Origin of the sequence: Trichocoleus sp. Lan (genome assembly GCF_039961855.1) — a bacterium.
GTDB lineage: Bacteria > Cyanobacteriota > Cyanobacteriia > Cyanobacteriales > FACHB-T130 > FACHB-T130.
The window spans coordinates 76,800-102,566 of sequence record NZ_JAMPKA010000005.1 but is presented as its reverse complement, the minus strand read 5'-3'; the positions used below and the strand labels follow the sequence as shown (position 1 = coordinate 102,566).

The 25,767-nt window shown below is 46.9% G+C and carries 28 protein-coding genes and 1 tRNA gene; 16 read left to right on the top strand and 13 right to left on the bottom strand.

Translation table 11 applies throughout. The features are described 5' to 3' along the window. Positions 1–78 precede the first annotated feature (78 nt). The 12 genes from rpmH to NDA03_RS06325 all read left to right on the top strand — a co-directional run bounded on the left by rpmH (position 79) and on the right by NDA03_RS06325 (position 9,962). Positions 79–216, top strand: coding sequence for a 50S ribosomal protein L34 (rpmH, locus tag NDA03_RS06380; RefSeq protein WP_190412727.1), 138 nt, complete (start codon positions 79–81; stop codon positions 214–216). Positions 217–293: 77 nt separating this feature from the next. Beyond that, positions 294–692 (top strand): ribonuclease P protein component, encoded by a 399-nt coding sequence (gene rnpA / locus NDA03_RS06375; RefSeq protein ID WP_190412726.1) that lies wholly within the window; start codon positions 294–296, stop codon positions 690–692. Then, positions 664–1,059, top strand: a complete 396-nt coding sequence (locus tag NDA03_RS06370; protein ID WP_190412725.1) for a PH domain-containing protein — start codon at positions 664–666, stop codon at positions 1,057–1,059. Before rnpA ends, NDA03_RS06370 begins: the two co-directional genes overlap by 29 nt. A 180-nt stretch (positions 1,060–1,239) precedes the next feature. After that, the gene (gene yidC, locus NDA03_RS06365; RefSeq protein ID WP_190412724.1) at positions 1,240–2,388 is read left to right on the top strand and encodes a membrane protein insertase YidC; all 1,149 of its coding nucleotides are present in this window, start codon (positions 1,240–1,242) and stop codon (positions 2,386–2,388) included. A 2-nt stretch (positions 2,389–2,390) separates the two neighbouring features. Continuing rightward, positions 2,391–2,906 carry a R3H domain-containing nucleic acid-binding protein gene (locus NDA03_RS06360; RefSeq protein WP_190536250.1) on the top strand — a complete coding sequence of 172 codons (516 nt, stop codon included), beginning with the start codon at positions 2,391–2,393 and terminating at the stop codon, positions 2,904–2,906. A gap of 82 nt (positions 2,907–2,988) precedes the next feature. Continuing rightward, complete coding sequence (locus NDA03_RS06355; RefSeq protein ID WP_190412722.1) at positions 2,989–3,495, top strand: YceD family protein; 507 nt, start codon at positions 2,989–2,991, stop codon at positions 3,493–3,495. A 275-nt stretch (positions 3,496–3,770) separates the two neighbouring features. Continuing rightward, positions 3,771–5,300, top strand: coding sequence for an AAA family ATPase (locus NDA03_RS06350; RefSeq protein WP_190412721.1), 1,530 nt, complete (start codon positions 3,771–3,773; stop codon positions 5,298–5,300). Then, a complete protein-coding gene (locus NDA03_RS06345; protein WP_190412720.1) occupies positions 5,297–5,779 on the top strand; it encodes an SH3 domain-containing protein in 483 nt (160 codons plus the stop codon). Before NDA03_RS06350 ends, NDA03_RS06345 begins: the two co-directional genes overlap by 4 nt. Positions 5,780–5,988: 209 nt before the next feature. Continuing rightward, positions 5,989–6,159 carry a hypothetical protein gene (locus NDA03_RS06340; RefSeq protein ID WP_190412719.1) on the top strand — a complete coding sequence of 57 codons (171 nt, stop codon included), beginning with the start codon at positions 5,989–5,991 and terminating at the stop codon, positions 6,157–6,159. A gap of 188 nt (positions 6,160–6,347) precedes the next feature. Beyond that, entirely contained in the window at positions 6,348–7,226 is an 879-nt protein-coding gene (locus tag NDA03_RS06335) for a peptidoglycan-binding protein (protein WP_348237608.1), read from the top strand. Between the two features lie 62 nt (positions 7,227–7,288). After that, positions 7,289–8,518, top strand: coding sequence for a peptidoglycan-binding protein (locus NDA03_RS06330; protein WP_190412717.1), 1,230 nt, complete (start codon positions 7,289–7,291; stop codon positions 8,516–8,518). A 73-nt stretch (positions 8,519–8,591) separates the two neighbouring features. After that, a complete protein-coding gene (locus NDA03_RS06325) occupies positions 8,592–9,962 on the top strand; it encodes a peptidoglycan-binding protein (protein WP_348237607.1) in 1,371 nt (456 codons plus the stop codon). Positions 9,963–10,052: 90 nt separating this feature from the next. Here the strand turns inward: NDA03_RS06325 and NDA03_RS06320 are convergent, their stop codons facing one another. The 4 genes from NDA03_RS06320 to lipA form a co-directional block, all read right to left on the bottom strand. Further along, a complete protein-coding gene (locus tag NDA03_RS06320) occupies positions 10,053–10,508 on the bottom strand; it encodes a transcriptional repressor (protein WP_190412715.1) in 456 nt (151 codons plus the stop codon). A gap of 575 nt (positions 10,509–11,083) precedes the next feature. Then, positions 11,084–12,361, bottom strand: a complete 1,278-nt coding sequence (gene sigC, locus NDA03_RS06315) for an RNA polymerase sigma factor SigC (RefSeq protein ID WP_190527923.1) — start codon at positions 12,359–12,361, stop codon at positions 11,084–11,086. Positions 12,362–12,747: 386 nt separating this feature from the next. After that, positions 12,748–13,731: an NAD(P)H-dependent glycerol-3-phosphate dehydrogenase gene (locus NDA03_RS06310; RefSeq protein WP_190412713.1), complete on the bottom strand. Its 984-nt coding sequence runs from the start codon at positions 13,729–13,731 to the stop codon at positions 12,748–12,750. After that, the gene (gene lipA / locus NDA03_RS06305) at positions 13,724–14,608 is read right to left on the bottom strand and encodes a lipoyl synthase (RefSeq protein ID WP_348237606.1); all 885 of its coding nucleotides are present in this window, start codon (positions 14,606–14,608) and stop codon (positions 13,724–13,726) included. Before lipA ends, NDA03_RS06310 begins: the two co-directional genes overlap by 8 nt. Before the next feature lie 137 nt (positions 14,609–14,745). Here lipA and NDA03_RS06300 point away from each other — a divergent pair. Further along, a tRNA-Pro gene (locus NDA03_RS06300) sits at positions 14,746–14,819 on the top strand. 29 nt (positions 14,820–14,848) lie between these two features. On the opposite strand, the gene NDA03_RS06295 is transcribed toward NDA03_RS06300, so the two are convergent. Continuing rightward, positions 14,849–15,091 (bottom strand): hypothetical protein, encoded by a 243-nt coding sequence (locus tag NDA03_RS06295; protein ID WP_190527928.1) that lies wholly within the window; start codon positions 15,089–15,091, stop codon positions 14,849–14,851. A 118-nt stretch (positions 15,092–15,209) separates the two neighbouring features. Then, entirely contained in the window at positions 15,210–15,332 is a 123-nt protein-coding gene (locus NDA03_RS06290) for a hypothetical protein (RefSeq protein WP_348237605.1), read from the bottom strand. 140 nt (positions 15,333–15,472) lie between these two features. Between NDA03_RS06290 and NDA03_RS06285 the strand changes: the two genes are divergently transcribed. Next, a complete protein-coding gene (locus NDA03_RS06285; RefSeq protein WP_348237604.1) occupies positions 15,473–15,760 on the top strand; it encodes a hypothetical protein in 288 nt (95 codons plus the stop codon). 359 nt (positions 15,761–16,119) lie between these two features. Here NDA03_RS06285 and nirD read toward each other — a convergent pair whose 3' ends face one another. The 6 genes from nirD to NDA03_RS06255 form a co-directional block, all read right to left on the bottom strand. Continuing rightward, positions 16,120–16,488, bottom strand: coding sequence for a nitrite reductase small subunit NirD (gene nirD / locus NDA03_RS06280; protein WP_348237603.1), 369 nt, complete (start codon positions 16,486–16,488; stop codon positions 16,120–16,122). Between the two features lie 66 nt (positions 16,489–16,554). Further along, the gene (locus tag NDA03_RS06275) at positions 16,555–16,980 is read right to left on the bottom strand and encodes a hypothetical protein (RefSeq protein WP_190412708.1); all 426 of its coding nucleotides are present in this window, start codon (positions 16,978–16,980) and stop codon (positions 16,555–16,557) included. A gap of 44 nt (positions 16,981–17,024) precedes the next feature. After that, positions 17,025–19,568 carry a nitrite reductase large subunit NirB gene (nirB, locus tag NDA03_RS06270; RefSeq protein WP_348237602.1) on the bottom strand — a complete coding sequence of 848 codons (2,544 nt, stop codon included), beginning with the start codon at positions 19,566–19,568 and terminating at the stop codon, positions 17,025–17,027. A gap of 355 nt (positions 19,569–19,923) precedes the next feature. Continuing rightward, entirely contained in the window at positions 19,924–20,823 is a 900-nt protein-coding gene (gene hetR, locus NDA03_RS06265) for a heterocyst differentiation master regulator HetR (RefSeq protein WP_190412890.1), read from the bottom strand. Positions 20,824–21,185: 362 nt separating this feature from the next. Beyond that, the gene (locus NDA03_RS06260) at positions 21,186–21,392 is read right to left on the bottom strand and encodes a hypothetical protein (RefSeq protein WP_348237601.1); all 207 of its coding nucleotides are present in this window, start codon (positions 21,390–21,392) and stop codon (positions 21,186–21,188) included. A gap of 136 nt (positions 21,393–21,528) precedes the next feature. Beyond that, positions 21,529–23,457, bottom strand: coding sequence for an FAD-dependent oxidoreductase (locus tag NDA03_RS06255; protein ID WP_348237681.1), 1,929 nt, complete (start codon positions 23,455–23,457; stop codon positions 21,529–21,531). A 106-nt stretch (positions 23,458–23,563) separates the two neighbouring features. Between NDA03_RS06255 and NDA03_RS06250 the strand changes: the two genes are divergently transcribed. After that, positions 23,564–24,622: a zinc-dependent dehydrogenase gene (locus tag NDA03_RS06250; RefSeq protein WP_348237600.1), complete on the top strand. Its 1,059-nt coding sequence runs from the start codon at positions 23,564–23,566 to the stop codon at positions 24,620–24,622. Positions 24,623–24,746: 124 nt separating this feature from the next. Then, positions 24,747–25,115, top strand: a complete 369-nt coding sequence (locus NDA03_RS06245; protein ID WP_190412703.1) for a DUF2294 domain-containing protein — start codon at positions 24,747–24,749, stop codon at positions 25,113–25,115. Between the two features lie 190 nt (positions 25,116–25,305). On the opposite strand, the gene NDA03_RS06240 is transcribed toward NDA03_RS06245, so the two are convergent. Next, positions 25,306–25,737 carry a response regulator gene (locus NDA03_RS06240; RefSeq protein WP_190412702.1) on the bottom strand — a complete coding sequence of 144 codons (432 nt, stop codon included), beginning with the start codon at positions 25,735–25,737 and terminating at the stop codon, positions 25,306–25,308. Between the last annotated feature and the right edge of the window lie 30 nt (positions 25,738–25,767).

The window sequence follows — 25,767 nt, the reverse complement described above, 5'->3', positions numbered from 1 at the left end:
AAGGAGCGCAGTGTGATGCTATGCTGGAGAATCGTGACTTTTTCTATAGCGGCGATTCTAAATCTGGAGTAAAAACCGATGACTCAGCGCACTCTGGGCGGCACTAATCGTAAGCAAAAAAGAACATCTGGTTTTCGAGCACGGATGCGTACCAAAAATGGTCAGGCTGTCATCAAAGCTCGCCGAAAAAAGGGACGTTATCGCCTTTCCGTTTAGAAACACAAGAAGGATGAAGGATGAATTTATTTCGCCTTCATCTTTCTTTTAAGCCACCCAGGAGGGCGGAGTTTCTAGTGGCATTATCCAGAGCAAATCGACTCAGGCACCGGCAAGATTTTACCGCTGTGTACCAGAGCGGTCTGCGTCGCAATGCCCCTCACTTTGCTTTAAGAGCGTTGAGGCAGTCAAGCGGCGCGAAAGGCATGAAAACTGCTGAAGTGATGCCAACCCGCATCGGCATCTCCATCAGCCAAAAAGTCAGCAAGCGAGCAGTCATCCGGAACCGAATCAAGCGACGGATTCGGGCAGCGATTCGTCAGATGTTACCTCGCATTGCACCTGGCTGGCGGTTGGTCATCGTTGTGCGACCCATAGCAGTGGAGTGCGATTATGGTCAAATTTTGCGAGAATTAGAGCAGTTGTTGGCAGAAGCAGAGGTACTCAATGGGCATCAAAGAGGAAACCTTCTATGAAGGCGGTCCCCACATAGGTGATTTGATTATTAATATCCTGCTGGGATTTACAGTCATCTGTATACCTCTGACGGTAGGGGCAATTGTGAGAGCGCTTTGGTTGCGCTACCGGATTACCACTCGTCGTATCTCGGTAACCGGTGGTTGGATGGGACGCGATCGCACCGACATTATCTACTCAGAAATTGTTAATGTCGTGAAGGTTCCCCGTGGAATTGGTCTCTGGGGCGATATGGTAGTCACTCTTCGAGATGGCAGTCGCCTGGAACTCAGAGCCTTACCTCGATTCCGGGAAATTTATGACTACATCAACGAGAAAATGGCAGCCAGAACCGGCAAACCAGCGGATGGTTCCGCGAGTCGATAGAATTGCCTCAAAAGTCAAGAAATTTTAGATGCTCGAATTGAATTGTCAATTGCTTATCTAAAATTCCCCAGCGACTCTACCCTGGCTTTTGTGTGTTTTATAACCCAAAAATCACAAACATTAGATAACTTAGATTAAGATTCTCCACAAGCTACTAGCGCCCCCTCTAACTCAGAACGAATGGACTTTGGTATCGGGTTTCTCTCCAATAATGTCATGCTGCCAATCCTGGATTTCTTCTACGGGATTGTGCCTAGCTATGGTCTCGCCATCGTGGCGCTGACACTTGTAATTCGCTTTGCTCTCTATCCCCTGAGTGCTGGCTCCATTCGCAATATGCGGCGGATGAAAGTTTCCCAACCGCTGATGAAAAAGCGACAAGAAGAAATTCAGAAGCTTTACAAGGACGATCCTGCAAAACAGCAGGAGGAAATGAGCAAGCTGTTCAAAGAATTTGGCAATCCCTTAGCTGGGTGCTTCCCTGTGTTGCTGCAAATGCCGATTCTCTTTGCACTATTTGCCACCTTGCGGGGATCGCCATTCTCGGATGTGAACTACACGGTCAATTTGCAAATCTTTCCTCAAGAACAAATTGAACGGATTCAGCCGCAAGCTTTCGTGACAGCGCCACAAAACATTTACTTTTCAGATGGCGTTCATGCCCCGATTGCGGCGCTGCTGCCGGGAGGGAACCGCCTGACGGTTGGGGAAAAGGCTAAAATTGAATTTCAAACCGTGGAGGGCAAACCCCTTCGGGAACTCCTCGCCGACTATCCTGAAACTAAGCTGATTCCCCGCTGGAAGGTCACTAAAGGCGAAGAACGGGTACAGGTGAATGAAGATGGCAGCGTGGAAGCTCTTCAGCCTGGGGAAGTCACCGTTCAGGGAACAGTTCCAGGACTAGCGGCAGATAAAGGATTTCTCTTTATTGATGCGTTAGGTCGTGTGGGCGCTTTTGATGAAGACGGAACCATTCACTGGGATATTATCGGCATGGTGCTATTCTTTGGCATCAGTTTGTATCTCAACCAGGTTCTCTCCGGACAGAACGATTCCAGCGATGCAAACGCCCAGCAGGCTACGGTCAACAAAATTACCCCAATCCTCTTTTCTGGGATGTTTTTGTTCTTCCCCCTGCCAGCAGGAGTGTTGATGTACATGGTCATTGCTAACATTTTCCAAACTGCTCAGACGTTTATTTTGTCGCGCGAACCCCTACCAGAAAACCTTCAGAAAATGGTAGAAGTTCAAGAAAAAGAAACGAAAGCAAAGGAAAGAGAAGCACTTCCCTTTGAACCAGGTCGTTCTAAGAAAAAGGCTTCGAGTTAGCTATGAGCGATCGCAGAATGCAGCGGGGTCAGCAGTGGCTAGAGCAACTCCTGCAACTAGCCAAATTTCCTACCGGCGTTAAAGAAACCGCAATCCAAACGATTCCACAAAGCAGCGACTCCTCCCAAGCAGAATTAGAAACTTACTGGTTGACAATCGACGAAACCAAACTAACATCCGCACAAATTCAAGCCTTAGTAGGTTCTGAAGGTGCGACTCTCGATGCCATCCAGTACCTTGCCAATGCCATTTTGAACTTGGGTCAAGAGCGGGAGGAGCAGACGGCTTACACCATTGAACTTGATGGCTATCGCGCTCGGCGTCAAGCGGAACTCCAAGAACTTGCTGAGGATGCCGCTCAGCAAGTTCGTTCTTCTGGTCAAGAATTTGAAATAAAATCCTTGTCTTCAGCAGAGCGGCGTCAAGTTCATACTTTTTTCCAAGAGTGCGAGGATTTAGAAACCTATAGTCGGGGTCAAGAACCAGACCGGCGTCTGGTTGTACGATTAAAAAATTAAGAGTTAAAAAAGGAAAATAAGAAATAATTTTTTGTTTTTTGTTTTCCTTTTTTAATCGGGTTGGAAGGATGGCTGAAGCATTATGAAGGCGATTTATATTCCTGGGCTTCTGAAAGCGCCAGAGCGCTCAGAAGTCATTCAAATTGATGAGTTTTTACCAGAACTGGAAACTTTGACGCCCGTGCGCGGACAGATAAAAGTTTCCCATCAAGGAAATTACCTGGATGTTTCTGTGAAAGCAGAAGCAATTGTCACTCTCACTTGTCATCGTTGCTTGCAACAGTATAATCACCGTCTAGCTATCAACACATCAGAAATGATTTGGTTAGATGAAGCGGCTGAGCAACCAGACACAGGGCCTGTAGAACGAGAAACACCACTCGAAGATTTGTTGGAAATGCTGCCGCCACAGGGTCATTTTCAGCCTGATGTTTGGCTATACGAACAAATGTGTTTGGCAATTCCCCCAAGGCAGCTTTGTGACAAAGATTGTTCGGGGATTCAACCAGCAAATACTAATGGCTCGGACAGTTTATCTGACCGCCGATGGGAAGCTTTAAAAGCACTCAAAAAACAATTTCCCAAATAGTCAGCGGTCAGTGGTTAGCGTCAGCGGCAAGAAACAAACAAGTTAAGGGAACAAGCATTACCCTTCCGTATACTACCTGAACCCTAAGGTTAAGATGCTTTTTCTTGGTTTTTACAGGTAGTTGGCAACTAATCAAGCAACAATGATTGTACGGGCGGGTTAAATGGAGAGAGTTTTGGGTTGCCAAGATTTTTGTTCGCGCCCTACCAACTGACCACTGACCTGGAGACGCGACAACCGCAAGTCTTCTACCAACTGACATCCTATTAACAGCTATGAGCTTCAGTGAAGAGTTTGAACTGCTGCTACGCGCCCGATATCCATTAATTTATATTCCAACTCCCGAAGAGGAGAGAGTAGAAGTAGCGATCGCGCAGGTAGCTCAACGGTTAGGCGATCGCCCAGTCTATATCTGGGATTTTGTCGATGGCTATCAGGGCAACCCCAACGATGCCGGTTTTGGACGACGCAATCCGGTTCAAGCATTAGAATTTGTAGAAAAAGTGGCAGCATCTGCCCCAGGAATCTTTATTTTGCGGGATTTTTCCCGTTTTTTAGAAGATATATCAGTTTATCGCAAGCTGAGGAATCTGTCACGGCGTCTGAAATCCCAGCCGAAAAATATTGTCATCGTCGCGCCGCAAATTGCCATTCCAACGGACTTGAGTGAAGTCTTAACCATCCTGGAGTTTCCGTTGCCAGCGCCAGCTGAGATCAAGACAGAAGTGGAACGCTTACTCGGTGCCACAGGTAAATCCCTCACCAGCAAAATTTTGGATGAACTGGTGCGTTCCTGCCAAGGGCTATCGATGGAACGGATTCGTCGTGTCTTGGCACGGGCGATCGCGACTCACGGAGAATTGCGCCCTGAGGACGTGGAACTGGTGCTGGAAGAAAAGCGTCAAACCATTCGCCAGACGCAAATATTAGAGTTTTATTCGAGTAGCGAGAAAATTTCTGATATTGGCGGCTTAGATAACCTAAAAGACTGGCTGCTACGGCGTGGTGGTTCCTTTTCAGAACGCGCAAGGCAATATGGTCTACCTTATCCCAGAGGGTTACTTCTAGTAGGAATTCAGGGAACCGGAAAATCGCTGACGGCAAAAGCGATCGCCCATCACTGGCACTTACCTTTATTACGCTTAGATGTAGGGCGTCTTTTTGGAGGATTGGTGGGAGAATCGGAATCTCGCACCCGGCAAATGATTCAACTAGCGGAAGCTTTAGCTCCTTGCGTACTGTGGATCGATGAAATTGACAAAGCTTTCTCTGGCATTGATGGCAAAAGCGATGCCGGAACAACCAGCCGCGTCTTTGGTACCTTTATTACTTGGCTGGCAGAAAAAACTTCACCTGTATTCGTCGTGGCGACTGCTAACAATATTCAAGCTTTACCTCCGGAAATGCTTCGCAAAGGCAGATTTGATGAAATCTTTTTTGTGGGTTTGCCCGAACAAGAGGAACGTCGCGCCATTTTTGCGGTACACTTATCCAGGCTGCGGCCTCACAACTTGAGTAGTTACGATCTCGATCGGGTAGCATACGAAACCCCCGATTTTTCTGGGGCAGAAATTGAGCAAACCTTGATAGAAGCGATGCACATTGGCTTTAGCCAGAATCGAGACTTCACTACCGATGATATTTTAGAAGCCGCCAGTCAGATTGTGCCCCTAGCTCGGACTGCCCAAGAGCAAATCCAGTTTTTGCAAGATTGGGCAGCCGCCGGTAAAGCCCGTATGGCATCGAGACACAGCCCTTTGAGTAGTCGCTTTCATCAGCTGCAACAACCGGAATCACAAGCATGAGTTGGTCGGGTTTAGCAAAATTTATAATTGGTTTCTTCCTAGCGATCGTCCTCCTCGCTGTGGGTGGTGGTGCTACCGCCTATTACTTCTTAACTAAACTGTCGGCTCCTCCGCCCAAGCCGGTTTATGCAAATGATAAACCAGAGGTAAAAGCCAAAGCTTCTCCTGGCGCTGTCAAGACAACATCGGCGTCCTCCGCTCAACCCAACCCAACGCCGACGCCCAGCACTGCTCCTGCTAAAGTGCTAGAACCTGGAGCGTATACCGCTCGCGTTACCTGGCGCGAAGGTTTAAGCTTACGAGAGGCACCAACTTTGGAAGCCAACCGCGTCGGTGGGGTCGGATACAATCAGCGGATTGTAGTCATCAAAGAAAGCGATGATAAAAGATGGCAACAGATCCGTCTGGAAGAGGGCGAACAACAAGGTTGGATCAAAGCCGGTAACATTGAGCGAGTTGAGACAGAACAACAGCAATAGGCGAAATCCGACAGAAGTTTCAGTGCGGGGGATTGCAGTACAAGCATAGAGATCCCCTGTTTTTGTAACCTTGGGACGTGTTAAGAAAATTAGCTTAATTTAAATCTTAATTGCAATATTCCAGCAACTTTTCAACCTACTAAAGTCTGGTGGTAGGTTGTAAAACTGTAAGTCACAGCTATTTTTAACTTGGCTGCTGGAGCGCAACAATGTTCAATAAAAACTCTCATCAAGATTTATTAGGATCTGCCGTTATCGCGGCATTGGGTGCTGGTATCGTTACTTCTTTTGCTGTAAGTCAAGGTCAACACCCGCTCGTAGCTTTAGGCATTACTGGTGTAGCGGTGATAGTTGCCTTAATTTTTGATGCTAAGGTTTAGTTTAATCGCTGAAAACGTCTAGAGTTTCTCAAAAACAAGACCTAGAAACCATCTAGCTTAAAGTATTCTCTCTGTAGTTAGTAAACAAAAAACGTGAAAATAACGTAAAATAAGCCAAAAATAGCAGTTAAACCTTCGCTGAAAACTTCAGTGAGTGGATTAGCTGCTAAGAGTTTTGCAGGACAAGAATGGAGACGCTTGCCTATCTTTATGTAGCAGTAGCTTACGAGGAAACGACAGAGCCTCTGGCTTTTCCAGTTCTAGAAAAGTTAGAACTTTTTAAGGATCTCAATCGGCAAAAGCTTTCTAGCACCGCGACAAGCTATCTACTATCGCTGGCTCTAAATCTAGCTTTCCTCAGTTTGCTCCACAGTGCTAGCGCAATACAGATAGAGGATAGGGGTGCTGAAGTGACGGCTTTGCAAACAAACTTGATGGCAGCCAACTACTATAAGGGACCTGTCACTGGATACTACGGCAAGTTGACCGAGGCAGCGGTGAGGCGTTTCCAAGCGATCAGTGACTTAGATGCTGACGGCATCGCGGGTTCAGAGACCCTAGAAGCATTAAAGCGATATCTGGAGAGCAAAAGCAAGAAAAGTAAAAAGTCGCACAACACTCCGCAGACGAGTGCAATGAACATTGGTAAGCGCGGGTTGCGACTGGGCGATCGCGGTCGGGAAGTCACCGAAGCTCAGCAAAGGCTGAAAGCGGCTGGTTTTGATCCGGGTTCTATTGATGGAAAATTTGGCTGGAAAACAGAGCAAGCTGTGAAGCGCTTTCAAGTGGCGAGGGGTTTAAAGATTGACGGCATTATGGGTCGGGAAACCTGGTTTGCTGCCGGGTATCTTGCGACTTCAAATTCTCCTTACTCGGTGATTGTAATGGCTGAGACTACCGAAACGCTGCGCCAAGTGCGCCAGTATGTGCCGAATGCTTATCTGGATACTTCCAGTAGCGATTCTAATATTCAGGCAGGAGCATTTGCCAATGCGTCTGGGGCAGAACGCCAGTCGGAGATGTTGCGATCGCAAGGACTGAATGCACGAGTGGTATATCGTCGATAGAGAGTGCGATTTGATGCAATCAATCGGCTAGACTGGCGTTAAAATCTATGCTGTAAAAAGTAATGGAAACCCTTGCCTATCTTCATCTAGCCTTAGTCTACGAAACACCCGTACAAGAAGCCGGTGTTTCTCCGGTTGGGGAAAACCAGGAATTTCTGACCGGATTGAATTGGAAAAAACTTTCTAGCCACGCAACGATTCATTTTCTATCGATTGCCGTTGCCTTAGCGATGCTAGGAATCTCTTCTCAGGCGTTAGCACAGAGAACGCTGAAACAAGGCGATCGCGGTTCTGAGGTACGCGCATTACAACAGCAGTTACAGGCGCGAGGCTTTAGTGTGCCCGCCACTGGCAATTTTGGCTCGCAAACTAAAAATGCGGTGATTCGATTCCAGCAAGCCAATCGGCTCACACCAGATGGGATTGTGGGTCGAGGAACCAGGGCAGAATTATTTAATCAAGTTAGACCGACTATAAGCCAAAGCTTCAACAATGACCCGTTTACGCTGCCACCTCCGGACAGAACTCTTGACTCGCTTCCGGAAAACCCTACACTGTCTCCTCCCAACATCCCTACACTGAGAGCAGAAAATATCTATCCAGAAGATATCTATTCAGAAAATACCTATTCAGAAAATACCTATTCAGACATTAGGCTTGTCCAAGAACAGTTAGCACAGGCAGGATTCAACCCCGGTCGTATTGATGGAGTATTTGGTCGAAATACGGCGCAAGCTCTCAGGGAGTTCCAGGCAAGTGTAGGTTTATCCCCCAGCGGGACGATTACTTCAGAAACGCTGCGGGCACTAGACGACTATGTTGCCGGTCGTCCAAGTCAACAACTAAGCGACTACAGCAACCGGAACGACAGGAGTCGGAGAAGTCTCCAACCTGGCGATCGCGGTTCCGAGGTCGAGGATCTCCAACGGCGATTGAGCGATCAAGGCTTCAACCCTGGTCGCATTGATGGGGTTTATGGTTTTAATACCCAGCAAGCTGTCAGGCGGTTCCAGCAAGCTCGGCGTTTATACCCTGACGGCATTGCAGATGCACGAACCCTACAGGAATTAGGAATTAATTTTGCTGAGAATCGCTACGTGGTAGTCGTACCAGGGAATTACACAACATTGAATAAAGTCCTCCGCTATGTACCGAATGCGGATCTGGGGCCGAAATCGAAACGAGGTTCCTATGTAAATGCAGGGGCATTTTCCAATCGGCAGCTTGCCGAAAGCCGCTCCGAGCTACTGCGATCGCGCGGACTAGATGCACGGGTGGTATATCGCCCCTAGGCACTGGTATGGTATAGCTAGTTGATGAAATTGACCTTCTTAAACTGTCTATCAAGAGTTTGCCAGTAAAATTATGGAAACCCTTGCCTACCTGCATCTTGCCCTGGTCTACGAAGCATCTACGAACAGCGAGTTTCCTATAGTCTGGAATAGCCAAAAAATTTTTGAAGGACTGAACCGTCAAAAGCTGTCTAGTAGAGCGACTTTGTCTCTGCTATCGCTTTTTGTCTCACTAAGCCTTTTAGGAATGTCTCAAGCTTTAGCAATACTTGAGCCAGGAAACACTGGCGCGGAGGTAGCCACTCTCCAGCAGCGCTTGCAGCAGCTAGGCTATTTCAAAGCAGGTATCACAGGCAATTTTGGCCCGATTACAACGGAAGCTGTGATCCAATTCCAGAAAGCTAATGGGCTGGAACCGGATGGCATTGTGGGGCCGCGAACCGAAGCCGCCTTACAGAAGAAGCGAGGCAAGCCAATCCAGGCGCAGGCCAGCCAATCTCGGCAGGTCAGACAGGTCAGCCGCCCACGTTTCCAGTCTGTCAGGCAACGTCCTCAGCCGGTCAGCAAGGCTTCTCAGGTCAGCCAACGTCCGAGGAGTGGAGTCCTACAGGAAGGAGACAGCGGTCCGGAGGTAGTAGCCCTCCAGCAACGGTTGCAAAAACAGGGCTATTTTCAAGCAAATATCACTGGCTATTATGGCCCGATCACAAAAGCAGCCGTTAACCGATTTCAGCAAGCGGCGGGAATGCCAGTAGATGGCATTGTCGGTTCGGATACCCAGGCAGCTTTGATAGGTGTGGGAGGCGGAGAGGATCGGACTCCGCCTAAAAATATCGCTTCTAGTGGGCAGATCCTACAATTAGGCAGTAACAACCGGGAGGTGGTAGAACTCCAGCGACGGTTGCGGAAACTGGGAATTTTGCAAGGGGCCATGACTGGCTACTTTGATCAAGACACCAAAGATGCCGTAATTCAGTTTCAGAAATCGCAAGGTTTAACAGCTGATGGAATCGCTAGACCCAATACTATATTGGCTCTGAAAAATACAAGCGATCGCTTTAATACAGCTTCTAGCGGACAGATCCTACAGTTAGGCAGTAACAACCGGGAGGTGGTAGAACTCCAGCGACGGTTGCGGCAGATGGGAATTTTTCAAGGTGCCATGACTGGCTACTTCGATCAAGACACCAAAGACGCCGTGATTCAGTTTCAGAAATTGCAAGGTTTAACAGCTGATGGAATCGCTAGACCCGATACTATATTGGCTCTGGAAAATACAAGCGATCGCTTTAATGTATTGTCTTTACAAAAGCGTCTGAAAGAAAACGGCTTTTATCGCGGACCATTAAATGGGGTTTTCGAGGCGCAAACCAAAGCAGCAGTTGAAGCTGCCCAACGTGCTTATGGTCTCAGCGCTGATGACATCGTCAAGGGACGTTTTTAAACAAACATAGCAATTAGCGATTAGCTATACTACTAGCTAATCGCTATGGTGGAAGTGGTGCATCCCGCCCTAACCCTACTCGATCGCTTTTTAAATAGGTAGTAAGGCTCGCTGACAAGTCGGACAGATAGCGTGAATTGTCATCTGACAGTCAAGCAGGTGATACCCTTCTTTTCTGGCTGTTCGGGTGCCGGTTTTCAAAATCGAGTCATTTTTGAATTCAATCGTCTTGTTACACCGAACACATATCAAATGGTGATGGTGATGCGGGTAAGGTTGATTGAGTTCGTAATGCTTATGTCCTTCTGCCAGTTCAAGTTCGCGCAAAATGCCCAGCCGAGCCATCAACTTTAAGGTTCGGTAAATGGTGGATAAGCTTATGTCCTCACCTTCACTGTGCAACAACTCGTGGAGGTCTTCAGCACTAAGATGCTGACCTCTAGGAAGATGTTGAAAGACATTCAGGATCGTTTCCCGTTGGGGAGTTAAACGCCAGCCCCGTTCGTTCAGTTCAGCCTTGAGTGAGGTTGCTGTGTAGAAAGACATGTTGACCTTCTCAAGAAAGTAGCCCTATTGAGAAGAATAGCGAATTCCTAGAATATTTGCAACAATCGAAGCTTATTGAGAATAATGTCTAATAAGAAACAAGGCTAAGAGATAGGGAAAGCAATAGGAAAAAGGAAACAAGATAAGTAAAGAATTATATCTTTTACTTTTTTCTTATTTCCTTTTGACCGCTGCTGTGCGTGTCAGTTGTTAGTTGTAGGATCTAGTTTGATGCGTTGTCCCTGCTGGGTGCAGTATTTACCTCTTTTTACGACTGCTCGCCGCTCCCTAACTTTTATTCGCATTTGTCAAAAAAATCGGACTTTTATTTTTGACTTGTTTATATCCATTCACTTTACTGGCGCTACACTGGCGATGTTCTCTTTGCCGCCCTTGTTACCGGGTTCCGCACTTCCATCGCGGCGGTCTGTCGGCTCTGTTGCAGGCAAATTCGTGAAATGGTATTAGAACATTTCTCTGTTGCAAGACTATATTTGAAATCACAAAACCCCCCTTAAAAAGGGGGGTTTTGAGAAATTAGTATTGGGCAGTTGTGAAAATGAAATTACTATTTCTTAGCCCAAGGACTCCAGATAGTCGCGTACACGGTTGCGGCGCTTGGGTTGCCGCAACTTTTGTAAAGCTTTGGCTTCAATTTGACGAACTCGTTCTCTAGATAAATCCAGAGCGCGACCAATTTCTGCCAAGGAGTAAGGATGACCATCTCCTAAGCCAAACCGCATCCGAATCACATCTCGCTCGCGGCTGGTGAGATCGGCAAGCAGCTGCTGCAAATCTCGGTGTAAAGCTTCTCGCATCAACACTTCTTCGGGAGATATGCTGTCTGTTTCCAGCAAGTCGCCTAATTCTGTGTCTTTCTCCTTTCCTACTTTAATTTCTAAAGAGACAGAACGAGGCACCCGAAGTAAAACTTCCCGTACCTGCTCCGGTGTCATTTCTAACTCAACGCCGATATCCTCAATGCTTGCCGTGCGACCTTTTTCTTGAGAAATTTTGCGCTGAGCTTTCTTAATTTTGTTGAGCTTTTCGGTGATGTGAACCGGCAGGCGGATAGTACGACTTTGAGTTGCGATCGCTCTGGTAATTCCTTGACGAATCCACCAGTAAGCATAGGTGCTAAACCGATAACCCTTGGTCGGATCGAACTTCTCAACCGCCCTTTCTAGCCCAAGGGTTCCTTCCTGGACTAAATCCAACAATTCCAGTCCGCGATTTTGATACTTCTTCGCCACAGAAACCACTAGCCGCAGGTTGGCCTTGATCATGTGTTCTTTGGCGCGAATGCCAGTGGCCTGAATCCGCTCTAGCTCTTCAACTGCCAGACCCGCTACTTCTGCCCAGCGACGCTTCCCAGCAGCTAATGTGGGCTTCAGGTTGCTCAGCTCAATACCCGCTTCCGTCGCCCACCGTTCCAAAGAAGGACGGTGCCCCAACTGAGATGCTAGACGATCGTGTACTTCAATCAGATGTACATACGGCTGAATCACTGGATCTGCCTGGTTGGCAGTATCATTTCTCAGCTCCAGCAACCGCATATGACGCTGGACTTTTTGAGCTTCCGAGACTTCCTCATCTCGCCCTAGTAACCGAACCCGACCAATTTCCTGAAGATATAACCGAACCAGATCGGTAGTACGACGGCTGGCAGTTGCCCGTAGAGATGCCTCGCCGAGTCGCCCGTACTCTGCATCTAGACCTTCCATCTCAGGGCTATCGAGATCATCCACCGGGGGTCGAGCATCGTCGTTCAACACGGCAGACCCAAAGTTGTAATTTGGCAACTCGGAGTCAAATTCTGTATCTGTCTCTGCATAAAAAGGAGTGGCTGGCATAGGGATCTCTCAATTGCGTCCGGAATAGTCTTTCAATTAATCACTTCACTACTTATTGCTAGAATTCCCACCCTCCAGGACGAAACAGCTAATGCTTACCTTTCTGTTACTTTCTGTTACATCTAGCTGCATGACACTTACTGAATTCATCGATATCGATGGTTATGCAGGTAGGGACGACGTGACATTCAGAAAAACCTGTCTCTAGTAGGATTCAGATTTCTATCTTTGGGTAGTATAGGCAGCGCTCAATCTTAGAGTAGTGATTTGGGTCAAAGGCCAAGTTAATCTACATCACCAATTGAAGGATTTCCTGAAAAATCCCTAGGGTTAAGAAAGAATATTGGCTCAAAGAGTTCCCTATAGATGGTTTTAAGGGCTAAAACCTAGCTATACTCAGGTTTGCTGTCTCTTAGCATGAGTGCTTCAACTGCTGAGAGTGGGGTAACTTCCCCTTTGAGCAAGCGATAGACTTGGTAAGAAATCGGAACTGAAATTTCTTCTCGATCCGCTCGTTGAATCAGCACGGAAGCGGTGTTGACCCCTTCAGCGGTTCCTTCCAGCTCGGTTAAAACTTCGGAGAGTGTCTTACCTTGAGCCAACCTGTAACCAACCTGATAATTGCGACTGAGACTGCTGTTGCAGGTGGCGAGTAAGTCACCAAGTCCTGACAATCCATAAAACGTTTCAGGTTGTGCCCCCCAGCAGTTGCCGATGCGGATGATTTCAGTGAGACCACGGGTTAACAAAGCGGCTTTGGCATTCGTTCCCAGTTGCAAACCATCACAAGTACCGGCAGCGATCGCCATCACGTTTTTTAGCGTTCCGCCGAGTTCCACTCCCAAAGGATCAGCATTGGTATAAACCCGAAAACTGGGGGACGAAAACACCGCTTGCACCGACGAGGCAGCGGCAGCATCCCGGCTGGCTACCACCGTAGCAGCTGGCAATCCTTGTTGAATTTCTTTAGCAAGATTTGGCCCCGATAGAACGACCACTGGGCGAGTCGGAAATGCCGCCTGCCATATTTGTGAAGGGGTGCAGGTAGTGACAGGATCTAATCCTTTGGTAGCGGTGACGAAAATTGGCTTAGAAGAGACAGCCTTTTGTACATTCGCCGCAACCTCGCCGACACCTTTCATCGAGATGGCGGATAAAACAATTTCAGCATTCTCTAGAACTGCCTCTAAGCATAGGGAAGACTGACGTGACCACACACGGACGTGATGACCGTTCTGAGATGCGAGAGAGGCAAGGGTCGTACCCCAAGCGCCCGATCCAAGAATCGCTATGGTGAGTTTTGAGTTTTGACCTTTCGCTTCCCTCAAGGGAATCGTTTTGATTGAGTTAGAGGAGTTCTGGTCACTCATAACTCTTGAATCGAGGATAGCGTTCCATCAATTCCCGCACCTGTTCGGCATGATAAGAACTCCGAGTCAGGGGAGAGGAGACGATTTGCAGGAAACCCAGCGACTCGCCAAACTGTCTCCAAGCATCAAACTGAGCAGGTGTGACAAAGCCATCGACTTTCAAATGTTTTTGGGAGGGTTGGAGATATTGCCCAATCGTCAAAATATCGCAATCGACATCTCGTAAATCTTGCATTACCTGCCGGATTTCGGCGTCAGTTTCTCCCAGCCCTACCATCAAACCAGATTTTGTGTAAACCCAAGGGGCTAACTCGCGGGTTCGATGTAGTAGTTCGAGCGATCGCTGATAATTTCCTTGAGGACGCACCCGCCGGTAAAGACTGGGAACCGTTTCTGTATTGTGGTTTAGCACTTCTGGAGCTGCCTGGAGGATCGTTTCGAGTGCCTTCCAGTTGCCGCACAAGTCAGGAATCAATACCTCAATTGTCGTCTTCGGTGAGATGGCGCGAACCGCTTGAATGCAGCGCACAAACTGAGACGCACCGCCATCCGGCAAATCATCCCGGTTCACTGAGGTAATTACGACATGATTCAGTCGGAGCCGTCTAACTGCCTCCGCCAAGTTTTCTGGTTCCGTGGGATCAAGCGCTTTGGGCTTCTTCTCAAAGTCGATATCGCAATAGGGACAAGCCCGCGTGCAGGCTGGCCCCATAATTAAAAATGTCGCTGTACCGGCTTGGAAACACTCGCCAATGTTGGGGCAAGAGGCTTCCTCACAAACAGTATTCAGCCCCAAATCCCGCAGAATTTCTTTAACACTACCGACCCGCTCCCCCTGAGGCGCTTTGACGCGCAACCAATCTGGTTTAACAGCCACAACCCGCTTTTTCCACTTTCAGTCATACAGAGTTTATCGTAGCAAGCAACGGACTCAGTGAATTAATTTCTGGTGGAGTGGGTTGGTGATTTGGGATTTGGCGTGATATTGTGGATCTAGTTTGTCACTTATGACAACGGGATGTAGCGCAGCTTGGTAGCGCACCTCGTTCGGGACGAGGGGGTCGCAGGTTCAAATCCTGTCATCCCGATTTTGATTTTTTGAATGACACTTGCGATGTCATCCTGAAGTGCGTCCAATAATTCTCATTTGACGATCGACAACGTTACCCCTAGACTCCTCAACAGAGGTATCGGGAACAAGTTCATCAACGTTGTCATAATCATGAGTTGCGTCATTTAGATCCGATTCCTCAGAATAATCGGCACGTGCGGTATCGGGGCCAGCATCAGGGGTGAGAAACCCGCTGCCAGTGTTGTCAGCGCCGACAGCATCAACGTGCTTTGGTCGATTTGAAAACATTGTTTTTCCTCGGGCTATAAGGCACAAATGAGATTTCATAACTACAGATTTTTTCTGTCAGTTATGTCTCAAGTGTTGAAATTTTATTGCCGCTATACATCAGCCTGAAGGCTTAGACTCAGTTGAGAGCGATCGCACTTTGCCGATGGAGTGCGATGGGGTGCGATCGCATCTTTGCCCCGTTGTCTGTCAGCAATTTTGCTATGGCTAGATGTGATTTTTTAGGCGTAGGCAGGGACACTAAATGAGGGAAGCGATCTTACACCATCTTTAAAATAAAACTATGCAATCGCGTGTCTGATTACCTAACCTAGAAGCCTTGAAGATGTTAGCTTTGCAATTGGTTAAACCTCTGCTATAACTAAAAAAAGGAAATGCATCATGATGCAATCTCTTAAGTTTATAGATGAAAAGCTTTTTTATTCTGTTATACTACTAGCCTCGGGTTTAGGCAGTTTGCAGGAGAGACTTGCTTCTGCCTATATCGATCAATTAAGGCTAATTCAACCCAATAAGCTTTTAACAGTAATTTCAGAGGAATTGAAAAAAGAGCTTGAAGAAAAGCTCAGCAAGATCACAGAAGAGTTGATAGATGATGGTCAAATAGAAACAACTCTTAAGGTGATGAGTGATGAAAAAGCAAGAGAAATAGCTGAAGAAATTGTTTAGATGTATAAAAGTCTCGTCTTAGAGTCTGCTGCTCGTAGAGTTTGGGACACTTAATAGCCTCTCAATAGTTGTTATGGCGATTTTACCAACGCTATGGCTCCGAACTTTCTAGACTCGGTATACGAGGTACACCACCGTAGTCCTAACCTAAATGATCAGAGGCAAGTTATCGAGGCAACTTCAAGATTTAGCGTAGCGATAGATTTAGCGTAGCGATCGCTCCCCCAAGACGAAATTGCCAACCGTGCTTTATATCAGCGGTTGGCAAGGAAAGTGCTATGTGTGATGTCAATGCAAATCGCGACATTTAACAAGCAACTAAACTTTTCAAGTAGCTGCCAAATTTTGTACTTGAAACCTTATGACACTTCGCTAATAGCTACTTGTACTTTATCTTCCACCACTCTTACAGGAAAAGTAGGAACGCTTACGGTTTCGTCGTCTAAGCATTCTCCGGTCAGCAAGTTAAAATTTTGCTTGTAGATGGGGGATGCAACTTTGGGAATACCATTGCGATCGCCTAAAATTCCCCGCGATAGGACAAAGGCTTTACTAAAGGGATCGTAATTGCCTAGCGCAAATACATCAGTTTCTTGTCCCACACGGAAAATCGCCACCTGTTTATCTTCAACTAAAGCACAAACTCCAGTGTTGGGCGCGATCGCTGACAGCGGACAAATATCAACCCATGTAGAAATTGTCTGACGAATCGGTAATGCTTGAACCATTTTCTTTTCCTATTGATTAACGGATTGGTGTAGCCTAGCTTGAAAAATTCAACACATTGCAGCAAGTCAAACTAACTCAAAAACTCGCTCTTTGGTTATTTGAACCGTACTGCATAGTTCGCTTAACACAGGTTCCAAATACAGCACGGCTGCAATGTTATTTCTGCCTGATTCCTGCTGCTTACGCCTAATTTCTTCTAGGTCAACGGAATGTTTCTTGACACGAAACATTCCTATATACTTCCACCTAGCTCGATGTAGCTTGAGGAACACTGGAATAGCACCTCCTTGTTGGCAGAGTATCTCAGCTTTCTGTTTTACTTTTGGTGAATCTTCTACCAAAACTTCATCAGGAGCTTTTGAGTCCAGGGTAGGCTTAAAACATCCACACACAATCTTTCCAGCACGCTGAGGAAGATAAGTTTGGAGTTCTCCACCCAATGCAGAATGAATTTGATAGCGTGTGTATGTTTTTCCTACTTGAAATAACATCAGTTTTTTTAAACTGTAGGTAATGCACCAGAGCAACAGTCAGCTTATTCGGAAATACCAACTAAAACCTTCTCGTGGTCATAAGCTGGACGTTTTTGCCCCCGTTCCTCTACATGAACTAAACCAGGATCGGGTTGGTCAGAATTGACAAAGTGACGGAATCGCTTCACTTTTTCTGGATCTTCAATTGTGGCTTTCCACTCACACTGATAGGTATTGACAAGATGCTGCATTTCTGATTCTAATTCAGCACAAATGCCCAGAGAATCTTCAATAACTACCTGCTTCAGGTACTCGATGCCTCCTTCCAGCTTATTGAACCAAGTTGCAGTGCGTTCTAGTCGATTCGCGGTGCGAATATAGAACATCAAGAACCGATCCAAATATTTAATCAGCGTTTCCTTGTCAATATCTGTTGCTAACAAAACTGCGTGTTGTGGCTTCATTCCTCCGTTGCCACATACATATAAATTCCAGCCATTTTCAGTTGCGATAATGCCAAAGTCCTTGCTTTGAGCCTCGGCACATTCGCGGGTACAACCCGATACAGCTGATTTTAATTTGTGGGGCGATCGCAAGCCTCGATATCGCAGTTCGATCTCAATCGCCAAAGTGGTTGAATCCTGAACCCCAAAGCGGCACCAGGTGCTACCTACACAAGATTTGACCGTGCGGAGTGCCTTCCCATAAGCGTGTCCCGATTCAAATCCAGCATCTATCAGTCGCTGCCAAATTTGGGGTAATTGATCTACCCGCGCACCTAATAAATCGATCCGTTGTCCACCTGTAATTTTGGTATAAAGACCAAAATCTTTAGCAACTTCTCCCAACACAATCAGCTGATCTGGTGTTAGTTCACCACCGGGAACTCTGGGGATTACTGAATAAGTTCCATCCTTCTGAATGTTTGCCAGGTAATAATCATTGGTATCCTGCAACCCCACATGCGGCATTTCTAAAATATACTCGTTCCACGTTGAAGCGAGAATAGAAGCTACAGCAGGCTTACAAATTTCACACCCCTTCCCTTTTCCATGTTTTTGAATTAAATCTTCAAAAGTCAGGATTTTTTGAGAACGCACCAAGTGATAAAGTTCCTGACGGGAATAGGCGAAGTGTTCGCAGAGATGATTTTTTACCTCTATCCCCGCTTTCTTCATCTCAGCTTTGAGGATATCAGTTACCAGTGGCACGCAACCGCCGCAACCTGTGCCGGCTTGGGTGCATTTCTTTACACTGGCAATATCAGTGAGTTGCCCTTCTTGGATGGCACTACAAATTTGCTCTTTGCTAACATTATTGCAAGAGCAAATTTGGGCAGTATCTGGTAAACTCTCCACACCCATACCGACTGTGGCAGACTTGCCTTCGCGGGGTGGCATCAGCAAATCTTCTGGATGAGGCGGGAGGGCGATCGCATTCTGCACAAATTGCAGCAGCGTACCGTAAGCTGAAGCATCTCCTACCAGAATTCCACCTAAAAGATGGCTACCATCTTCATTTAAAACCAGTTTTTTGTAAACACCCTGGATGGTATCAGTAACGGAAATTTCTTTAGCGCCGGGAGATTTGGCAAAGGCATCCCCGAAACTGGCAACATCCACTCCCAACAGTTTGAGTTTGGTGGACATATCCGCGCCGGTAAAGCTGCTCGTCCCTGTTTTGCTCAGGATATCTGCCGCTACGCTTGCCATTGTATAGCCAGGAGCGACTAAGCCGTAGATACGATTTTGATAGAGGGCGCATTCTCCAATGGCATAAATATTTGGATCTGAAGTTTGGCAAGAATCGTTGATAACGATCCCGCCGCGATCGCCTACTGCTAATCCACATCCTCTCGCGATTTCATCGCGAGGGCGGATTCCCGCAGAAAAGACAATCATATCTGTCTCTAACTCTTCACCATCAGCAAAGGTCATTTTAGTAACCTTGCCATCAATGCTGACAATTTCCGTTGTAGATTTACTGGTATGAATTGAAACCCCAAGTTCTTCTATCTTGTTGCGAAGGATGCTGCCACCGACATCATCAATTTGTAGTGGCATTAATCTGGGTGCGAACTCAACAACATGGGTTTTTAAACCCATATTTTTGAGAGCGTTCGCACATTCCAAACCTAATAATCCACCCCCAACGACGACACCAGTTTGGCAATTTTTTGCATAGGATGACATTGCCTCAAGGTCATCTATTGTCCGGTAGACAAAATTACCTTTCGCATCATTCCCTTTAATTGGCGGTACAAAAGGATAGGAGCCTGTTGCTAGAACAATTTTGTCATAGGCGATTGTTATACCATTCGCTGATGTAACTGTTTTTTCTTCCCGGTTAATCGCAACTGCCTTATCACCGATATGAATCTCAACTCCGTTTTCTTGGTACAAACCTGGTTGAACTAATGATAAATCTGCCGCAGTTTTGCCCGAAAAGAAGCCACTCAAATTAACCCGATCGTAAGCAACACGCGGCTCTTCGCAAAATGCGATCAAGTTCCATTCCTGCGCCGCTCCCTTGGCGATCATCAGTTCTAGAAACTTGTGTCCTACCATACCGTTGCCAATAACAATAAGATTCTTTTTGCCGGTCATGCAGTTTTATAACGCCTATTTTTACAATCTTCTTAATTAGTCGTATAAAAGATTTCAAAGTAAGTTTGTAAAAATTGTTACACTAAACTGTTTGGCTATGCAGTGTGCGAATGATCCCGATTGTGTTTTTGCATGAGGAGGAAAAACTTTATACCAATGTGGGTCAACTGAGCAGCGATACTCATTTCAAATTTGTTTGTAGAACCGCGCATTCAGCATCAAACTATTGGGGCAATGCCTACACAAAGCTAAGTTAATTTTTCCCCGACTTAAGGCAAAAATTTTACCGATGTAGCTTCTAACTGAAGCAGGGTGGGCAATGCCCACCCTGCTCAACGAAAATGTGACTTAAGTTTTATTCTTCTTTTGGACCAAAAACCATTTGTAGAAGCACTGGCTGACCGTCGGCGCGGTGATATTTATCTGCCCAATCCCGAATGACCATATCCAGTTCTTGCATGGCTGCCTCAATGCGATCCGGTGGAATATCGAGTTCCTCTAGTATCCGCATCACATTTAGCTGTCGGTCTGCCCAATCTTTCATCAGTCGGAAGTAGCGGGCGGTATCCTCAATCATGATGTAGGTGCGTTCTTCGTCCTCAGCGGGTGAGTAGGAAGCACGGGTGAGGGCGTAGAAGGGCAATCCCCAAGGAGAATCAATTCGCGTCACCGTACCGGAATAGATTAAGCGCCGCTTGATGTGTTCGGCAAATGCTTCGCTTAGAGGAATGCGGCGTTCTTCTGGCAAGTCTTCCTGCGACCGACTGTGGAGAAATTCAATTAATTCTAGAAACTGAAAAGCGTTGATTAGCTGGGCATCCGGCAGATTATTCGGCAGTTTTTCCTCAAGATATCGCTTTTCGTCAGCGGTTAAGTTGGTGCTATAGATGCGCGATCGCCCCGGTTGCCACGGAAACTGCTCCATCCAAACATAGGGAAACTGAATTAAATACCGAGGTTCTTGGGAACCCAGCATCTTCAGCAGTTTCCCTTCGGTCAGCGCTTGCCGAACTTCCTCTACAATGACTTTGACTCGCTTCGGCTCAATGTGGTGCAGGTGCCCCGTCATCCGGATATTTTGACCCTGCTCCAAATAAGTCATGTAAATCGCACACTTTGCTGCCGTGGCAGCAGCATCCAGGAAGGCTCCGTGTCGGTGCCCGCCGGTTCTCATCGCACTAAAGGCCAGATAAAACATGATCTGATCCATCGCACCGGGGCTAAGGCTTTTGATCAGATCCAGGTCGTTGCTCATATCAGGGGTGATCGCATCGCAAGGGGACAAAACACTGGTTCCTTGGTGAAAATGGTGAAAAGCTTATGTTTCCACATTCGCAGTGAGTTCAATTCACTCGCTGAAACTATTGAACTCTAGGCACCCCGATAGCATGAACGTAAATAATCTCTAATTATAGAAAAGGACGGCCTAATATATAGCTTTTGTCAGGGAATAAATTCTCCGTGACAGACAAAATCAGAAAAATAGTGCCCCAAGTACAGCGGCACAAACCTGCTAGAGCTTAGTTTGCTGCCTTCAGATAGGCTTTCATCGACCTCAGGCGCAAGGTGAAAAGCGGATCGATGACTTGTTCGGATTTGGCTAGATAGAGGATAATTCTAGACGATAGAGATATATTCGGGCGAAAACGCATCTCGGCGTCCGGTTCCTTTATCCGGAGACGGTTCGTTCCCACGTTTCATCGATACAGCTAGCTCGGAAGACGTGGATGGCAGTTGCTGGGCAGAGGTGGACTCGATCCCTAAGAAATTACCTAAAGAGATTGATAGTAAGCTCAACAACATGATAGAGGTGTAAGGGCGCATAGCAGATGTCCGTGTCAGGGTTATAGTCCCTGATACGGAGTTCTTGATCGTCAACCAGGAAAAACTTCGGTTAGAGCTTAGTTGATTCCGATCGAGTTCTGCTTTTTTTTGAGGTTAGAGGTACGATGCCTAAGGCTCAAAAATGGGTGCGATCGCTCCCAGGAGCAATAATTTTTTCCACAATCAACCATTTGCCCGATTGATTGAGATACCCCCGCACAGAGAGCATCTGCCGATCGGGACAGGTTTGGAGTTCCTGGTCTACTTCTGGGCGCAAGGCGATCGCTATCCAGGTTTGCGCTTCCCCAGCAGCTGGCTCCTTTAAAGTAAAGGTGTAATCTTGCTCGGCATGGCGATTGAATACACCACAGAAGAGTGCTGAGTTTGAAGCGGATTCTTCAAGGCTTCCCCCAACCTCTTCCCCATCTCTCTGTTTTGTAAAGGGTAAGGGATTGCCTATATATTTTGAATTCTGTGGCGTCTGGGGTTCGAGGTAAGGGCAGTTGCCATCAGAGGGATAGGTGTCAGAACGATTTAAGTAATCCCGTTGCCTGTGCAGCCAGTCGGCGCGATCGCGCGGTAAATTGAACAGAGGGAAAATTGCTGCTGGCGATCGCTCATCTTGTAACAATGCTTCTTGCAGGACTCGGACAGGTAAATCTCTGGGTTGACAACTTCGCTGCACGCAAAGCGCCGCCGCCATTCCCGCCGCCTGACCAATATTCATGACGATGGGCTGTAACCGGGTGGAACCGTTGGCAATATGGGAGACGGAGATATTTTTTTCGCAAACCAGCAGTCCATCCACAGACTCTGGAATTAGACAAGTGTAGGGAAGGGTGAAAGGAGTGCCAGTCCAGCGTCCACCCCAGCGAATTGATTTTGGTTTAACAAGAAAGTTGTAGTTAGGGTAATGGTGGTCGTTGGGGTAGTTGCCGAGGGCGATCGCATTCACCTCCCCAGCCGCATCCACAGATATTGGTGCGACCCTTCCCCCCGCCACTGGCAAGATATCCTGCTCTCGCACGGTCGCGAGTCCCACAAGGCGTCTGCTCTCTCGAAAGTAAGGGTGTAGAGCGTAACCACCTCCACCGAGAGAGTTTTGAGTTTTGATTGAGTTTTGATTGAGTTTGGGAGTCAAGCGTGAGGGAAAGATTTGAGTTGCTAAGCCGTAACGCCGCCCCAGCTTAGTTTGAATAAAGCGGACAAAGCTTTGAGTGTGCCACAGACTCTCTTGAAGAAATTGATGCCACGCCGCCTCCGACTCTATCAGACGTCCCACTCCTTCCCCATAGTCATTGCCGCACAGGGGCCAGTTGATCATGAAAAGATTCCCTGGTAAACGCCCATAATTGAGAAACTTCTCCCAACCGTAGAGATCCCAGCTACCTTGGAAGGATGAAGGAGGAAGGATAAAAGATGAAGGAGGAGGGGGAATTTCCGGCGCACTTGCTTCCTCACCAAAATCTTGCATAATTGCCACCCAAGTGGGAGCCTGCACTGGGTATCGCTGAGTCAATTCATTGTGAGAAACAGGCGCACTGGGTTCTCCAAACTCCGATTGCAATTCCCATCCCCAGCGGTAGGGCACAGATGCTAGAGGCAACAAGTCTCCCAGTTCGGTGCCATCTAGGGTGATTTTGGATTGAACGGTGAAATCGGCAAATCGAACCCCAAGGATGCGATCGCCTGTTCGCAAAACCTCTAAGGGCACTTGCCCCGCAACCCAGTCTAGATTTGGCAATTTTCGTACCCAATCGGCAAATATTTGGGCACCAATCCGGGGATCGTAACTAAACAGACTCACCCAACTATTGTTTAAGCCTCCCATTTGCCGAGAACGCAATTCCCCTAAAAACTCACCCCAAAGCCCCGTCTGAAAGGCAGCAAGTTCATTACCATCCGGGGCAGCAACCCCCGCTGAGGTGAGCATTCCCCCCAGCCAGGTAAATTCACTCACCAGCATTGTCTTGGCACCTCGACGGGCAGCTTGTATCGCAGCTGCGGTTCCTCCCGTTCCGCCTCCCACAACCAAGACATCTACTTCTATTAATTCATTCATCAGCAATTCCGTTTCAGAATAGACAATCGATCGCGAACAATAGACAATTAGCTATAAACAATCGGCTATCGAAAGTATAAAGTCCATCGTTTATCGTTTAAGGAAAAGCATGAAAGCACAAGTATTCAGAGGCGTCAATCAGCTCAGTTACGAAGAAGTGCCGACGCCGGAAATTGCACCCGATGAAGTGCTGGTACAAGTAAAGGTTGTGGGATTGTGTCAGTCTGACATCAAGAAAATTCGCTATCCTCTCTACCAGCCACCGCGCATTTTTGGTCATGAAACTGCTGGAGTAATTACTTCTGTAGGAAGCGAAGTGACTGGCTGGCAGATTGGGCAACGAGTTGTGGTCATGCACCATATTCCTTGTATGCGCTGCGACTATTGCCTCAACGACAACTTCTCGATGTGCGATGTTTACAAAAACGTCACGACCACGGCTGGATTTACGCCTAGCGGCGGCGGTTTTGCAGATTATGTGAAAGTGCCCGGTCACATTGTCCGCAGTGGCGGATTAATTCCCATTCCGGATAATGTCAGCTTTGAGCAAGCGAGTTTTGTGGAGCCGACAAATTGCTGTTTAAAAGCAGTTAAAAAAGCCCAAGTTGCTCCCGGGCAAACCGTTTTGATTACAGGTGCTGGCCCAATTGGGCTAATGTTTATCATGCTGGTGAAGTATTTCGGAGCTAGAGCGATCGCGACTGACTTAATTCCTTCTCGGATCGAGAAAGCTTTGAGTGTGGGGGCAGAAGCTGCATTCGATCCCCGCGACCCAGATTTAGCAACTAAAATTAAAGAGCTTACCGGCGGTTTGGGAGTGGATACGACTTTACTTGCAGTTCCCAGTGACAAAGCTTTTTTCCAAGCCCTCGATTGTACCCGTCGGGGCGGTAAAATTTTGTTTTTTGCTGAGTTTCCTGATGAAGTAGAAATCCCGATTAATCCAAATATTCTCTACCGCCGAGAAATTGATTTAATGGGTAGCTATAGTTCTTCTTACCGGATACAAAATTTGGCAGCAGATATCGTATTCAACCAGCGAATTGATGTGGAAGCATTAATTAGCGATCGCTATCCTTTGCAAAATTTAGCTGCTGCTGTGGAACAAGCGATCGCTCCCACCCCCGAAACTTACAAAATTCTCATCTATCCCCAAACAGCCGAGTGATTTTAGTAACAGTCTGTCTTCATTTAACTCTCTTTTAGAGAGTCTTTTTTTAAAGATTTTGACAGGGCAACCAGATAGATTTATCATCTATCTGATGATAGAATTTTTTTAAAATCTTTAAAGTATGGATACTTCCTCTCCGACGCGCGGACAACTAGAAAGAACTCTATCGCAACGCATCCAAGCTTTATACCGGGATCAACTGGGGCATCAACCTAGTCAAATTACCTGTCAAATTTTTGATGAAAAAATTGCCATTATTCTAGAAAATGCCATCACGGCACCAGAACAACTTTTAGCAAATAGTGGTCAAGAAGAGCTGGCTGAGCAAGTAAGGACAGATTTAGAAAAAGCACTTGAGCCAAAACTGAAAGCGCTAATTGAGGAAGTGGTTGGCGTATCCGTGATTGACCTGCTCAGCGATGCCAAAGTAGACACAGGTCGTACTGGTACGATTGCTGTATTAGCAAACGCCCCTAAAGTTCGTAATTAATCCCCCTTCGCTGCTAAGTATCTAGCTCAGCATAGATTTATATTGATGGTTTGCCCTCAGCAGCCTTTTTCAGTTTTTAGGGTGTATCTGACCCTTATGCGATCGCGGCATCCCGTCTCTCTATAACAACTAACAAACAACCATTTTCAATTGATGACTCAATCTATAAATCTAGATTTATTTATTTAAATTAATTGAGATAGCGATCGATGAGAGCTTCTAACTCATCAATGACATAAGGCTTGCTAATGTAGTCATTGCAGCCTGCAAACAGAAGACCTTCCCGGTCTTCTGCTCTTGCCAAAGCCGTCACAGCAACAATGGGGATCTTCATCGTTTCGGGGTTCTGTTTTAGAGAACGCACAACTTCTACGCCGTGGATGTCAGGTAGAAGGATATCCAACAAAATCAGCTTTGGCTGATAATGTTGCGCCATAAATAAAGCTGCCCGACCCTCCTTTGTCGTAATAAATGAGCAGTCAAGAGCGAGCAGCACTTCGCTCATGAGTAGCAAGTTGTCTTCATTGTCTTCTACAACCAAAATGAGAGGCGATTCGATATTTGCCTGGGAGGCAGGTTTTGAGAAAGAGTGCAGATTTAAGCGTTGTTCGGGGGAACTCATCAAAATACGAAGCTATCCTCTCCAGAAGTG

Coding starts and splice junctions, on each gene's coding strand:
- rpmH (WP_190412727.1), top strand. CDS start 79: ATGACTCAGCGCACTCTGGGCGGCACTAATCGTAAGCAAAAAAGAACA.
- NDA03_RS06370 (WP_190412725.1), top strand. CDS start 664: ATGGGCATCAAAGAGGAAACCTTCTATGAAGGCGGTCCCCACATAGGT.
- yidC (WP_190412724.1), top strand. CDS start 1,240: ATGGACTTTGGTATCGGGTTTCTCTCCAATAATGTCATGCTGCCAATC.
- NDA03_RS06360 (WP_190536250.1), top strand. CDS start 2,391: ATGAGCGATCGCAGAATGCAGCGGGGTCAGCAGTGGCTAGAGCAACTC.
- NDA03_RS06355 (WP_190412722.1), top strand. CDS start 2,989: ATGAAGGCGATTTATATTCCTGGGCTTCTGAAAGCGCCAGAGCGCTCA.
- NDA03_RS06350 (WP_190412721.1), top strand. CDS start 3,771: ATGAGCTTCAGTGAAGAGTTTGAACTGCTGCTACGCGCCCGATATCCA.
- NDA03_RS06345 (WP_190412720.1), top strand. CDS start 5,297: ATGAGTTGGTCGGGTTTAGCAAAATTTATAATTGGTTTCTTCCTAGCG.
- NDA03_RS06340 (WP_190412719.1), top strand. CDS start 5,989: ATGTTCAATAAAAACTCTCATCAAGATTTATTAGGATCTGCCGTTATC.
- NDA03_RS06335 (WP_348237608.1), top strand. CDS start 6,348: ATGGAGACGCTTGCCTATCTTTATGTAGCAGTAGCTTACGAGGAAACG.
- NDA03_RS06330 (WP_190412717.1), top strand. CDS start 7,289: ATGGAAACCCTTGCCTATCTTCATCTAGCCTTAGTCTACGAAACACCC.
- NDA03_RS06325 (WP_348237607.1), top strand. CDS start 8,592: ATGGAAACCCTTGCCTACCTGCATCTTGCCCTGGTCTACGAAGCATCT.
- NDA03_RS06320 (WP_190412715.1), bottom strand. CDS start 10,508: ATGTCTTTCTACACAGCAACCTCACTCAAGGCTGAACTGAACGAACGG.
- sigC (WP_190527923.1), bottom strand. CDS start 12,361: ATGCCAGCCACTCCTTTTTATGCAGAGACAGATACAGAATTTGACTCC.
- NDA03_RS06310 (WP_190412713.1), bottom strand. CDS start 13,731: ATGAGTGACCAGAACTCCTCTAACTCAATCAAAACGATTCCCTTGAGG.
- NDA03_RS06295 (WP_190527928.1), bottom strand. CDS start 15,091: ATGTTTTCAAATCGACCAAAGCACGTTGATGCTGTCGGCGCTGACAAC.
- NDA03_RS06285 (WP_348237604.1), top strand. CDS start 15,473: ATGATGCAATCTCTTAAGTTTATAGATGAAAAGCTTTTTTATTCTGTT.
- nirD (WP_348237603.1), bottom strand. CDS start 16,488: ATGGTTCAAGCATTACCGATTCGTCAGACAATTTCTACATGGGTTGAT.
- NDA03_RS06275 (WP_190412708.1), bottom strand. CDS start 16,980: ATGTTATTTCAAGTAGGAAAAACATACACACGCTATCAAATTCATTCT.
- nirB (WP_348237602.1), bottom strand. CDS start 19,568: ATGACCGGCAAAAAGAATCTTATTGTTATTGGCAACGGTATGGTAGGA.
- hetR (WP_190412890.1), bottom strand. CDS start 20,823: ATGAGCAACGACCTGGATCTGATCAAAAGCCTTAGCCCCGGTGCGATG.
- NDA03_RS06260 (WP_348237601.1), bottom strand. CDS start 21,392: ATGCGCCCTTACACCTCTATCATGTTGTTGAGCTTACTATCAATCTCT.
- NDA03_RS06250 (WP_348237600.1), top strand. CDS start 23,564: ATGAAAGCACAAGTATTCAGAGGCGTCAATCAGCTCAGTTACGAAGAA.
- NDA03_RS06245 (WP_190412703.1), top strand. CDS start 24,747: ATGGATACTTCCTCTCCGACGCGCGGACAACTAGAAAGAACTCTATCG.
- NDA03_RS06240 (WP_190412702.1), bottom strand. CDS start 25,737: ATGAGTTCCCCCGAACAACGCTTAAATCTGCACTCTTTCTCAAAACCT.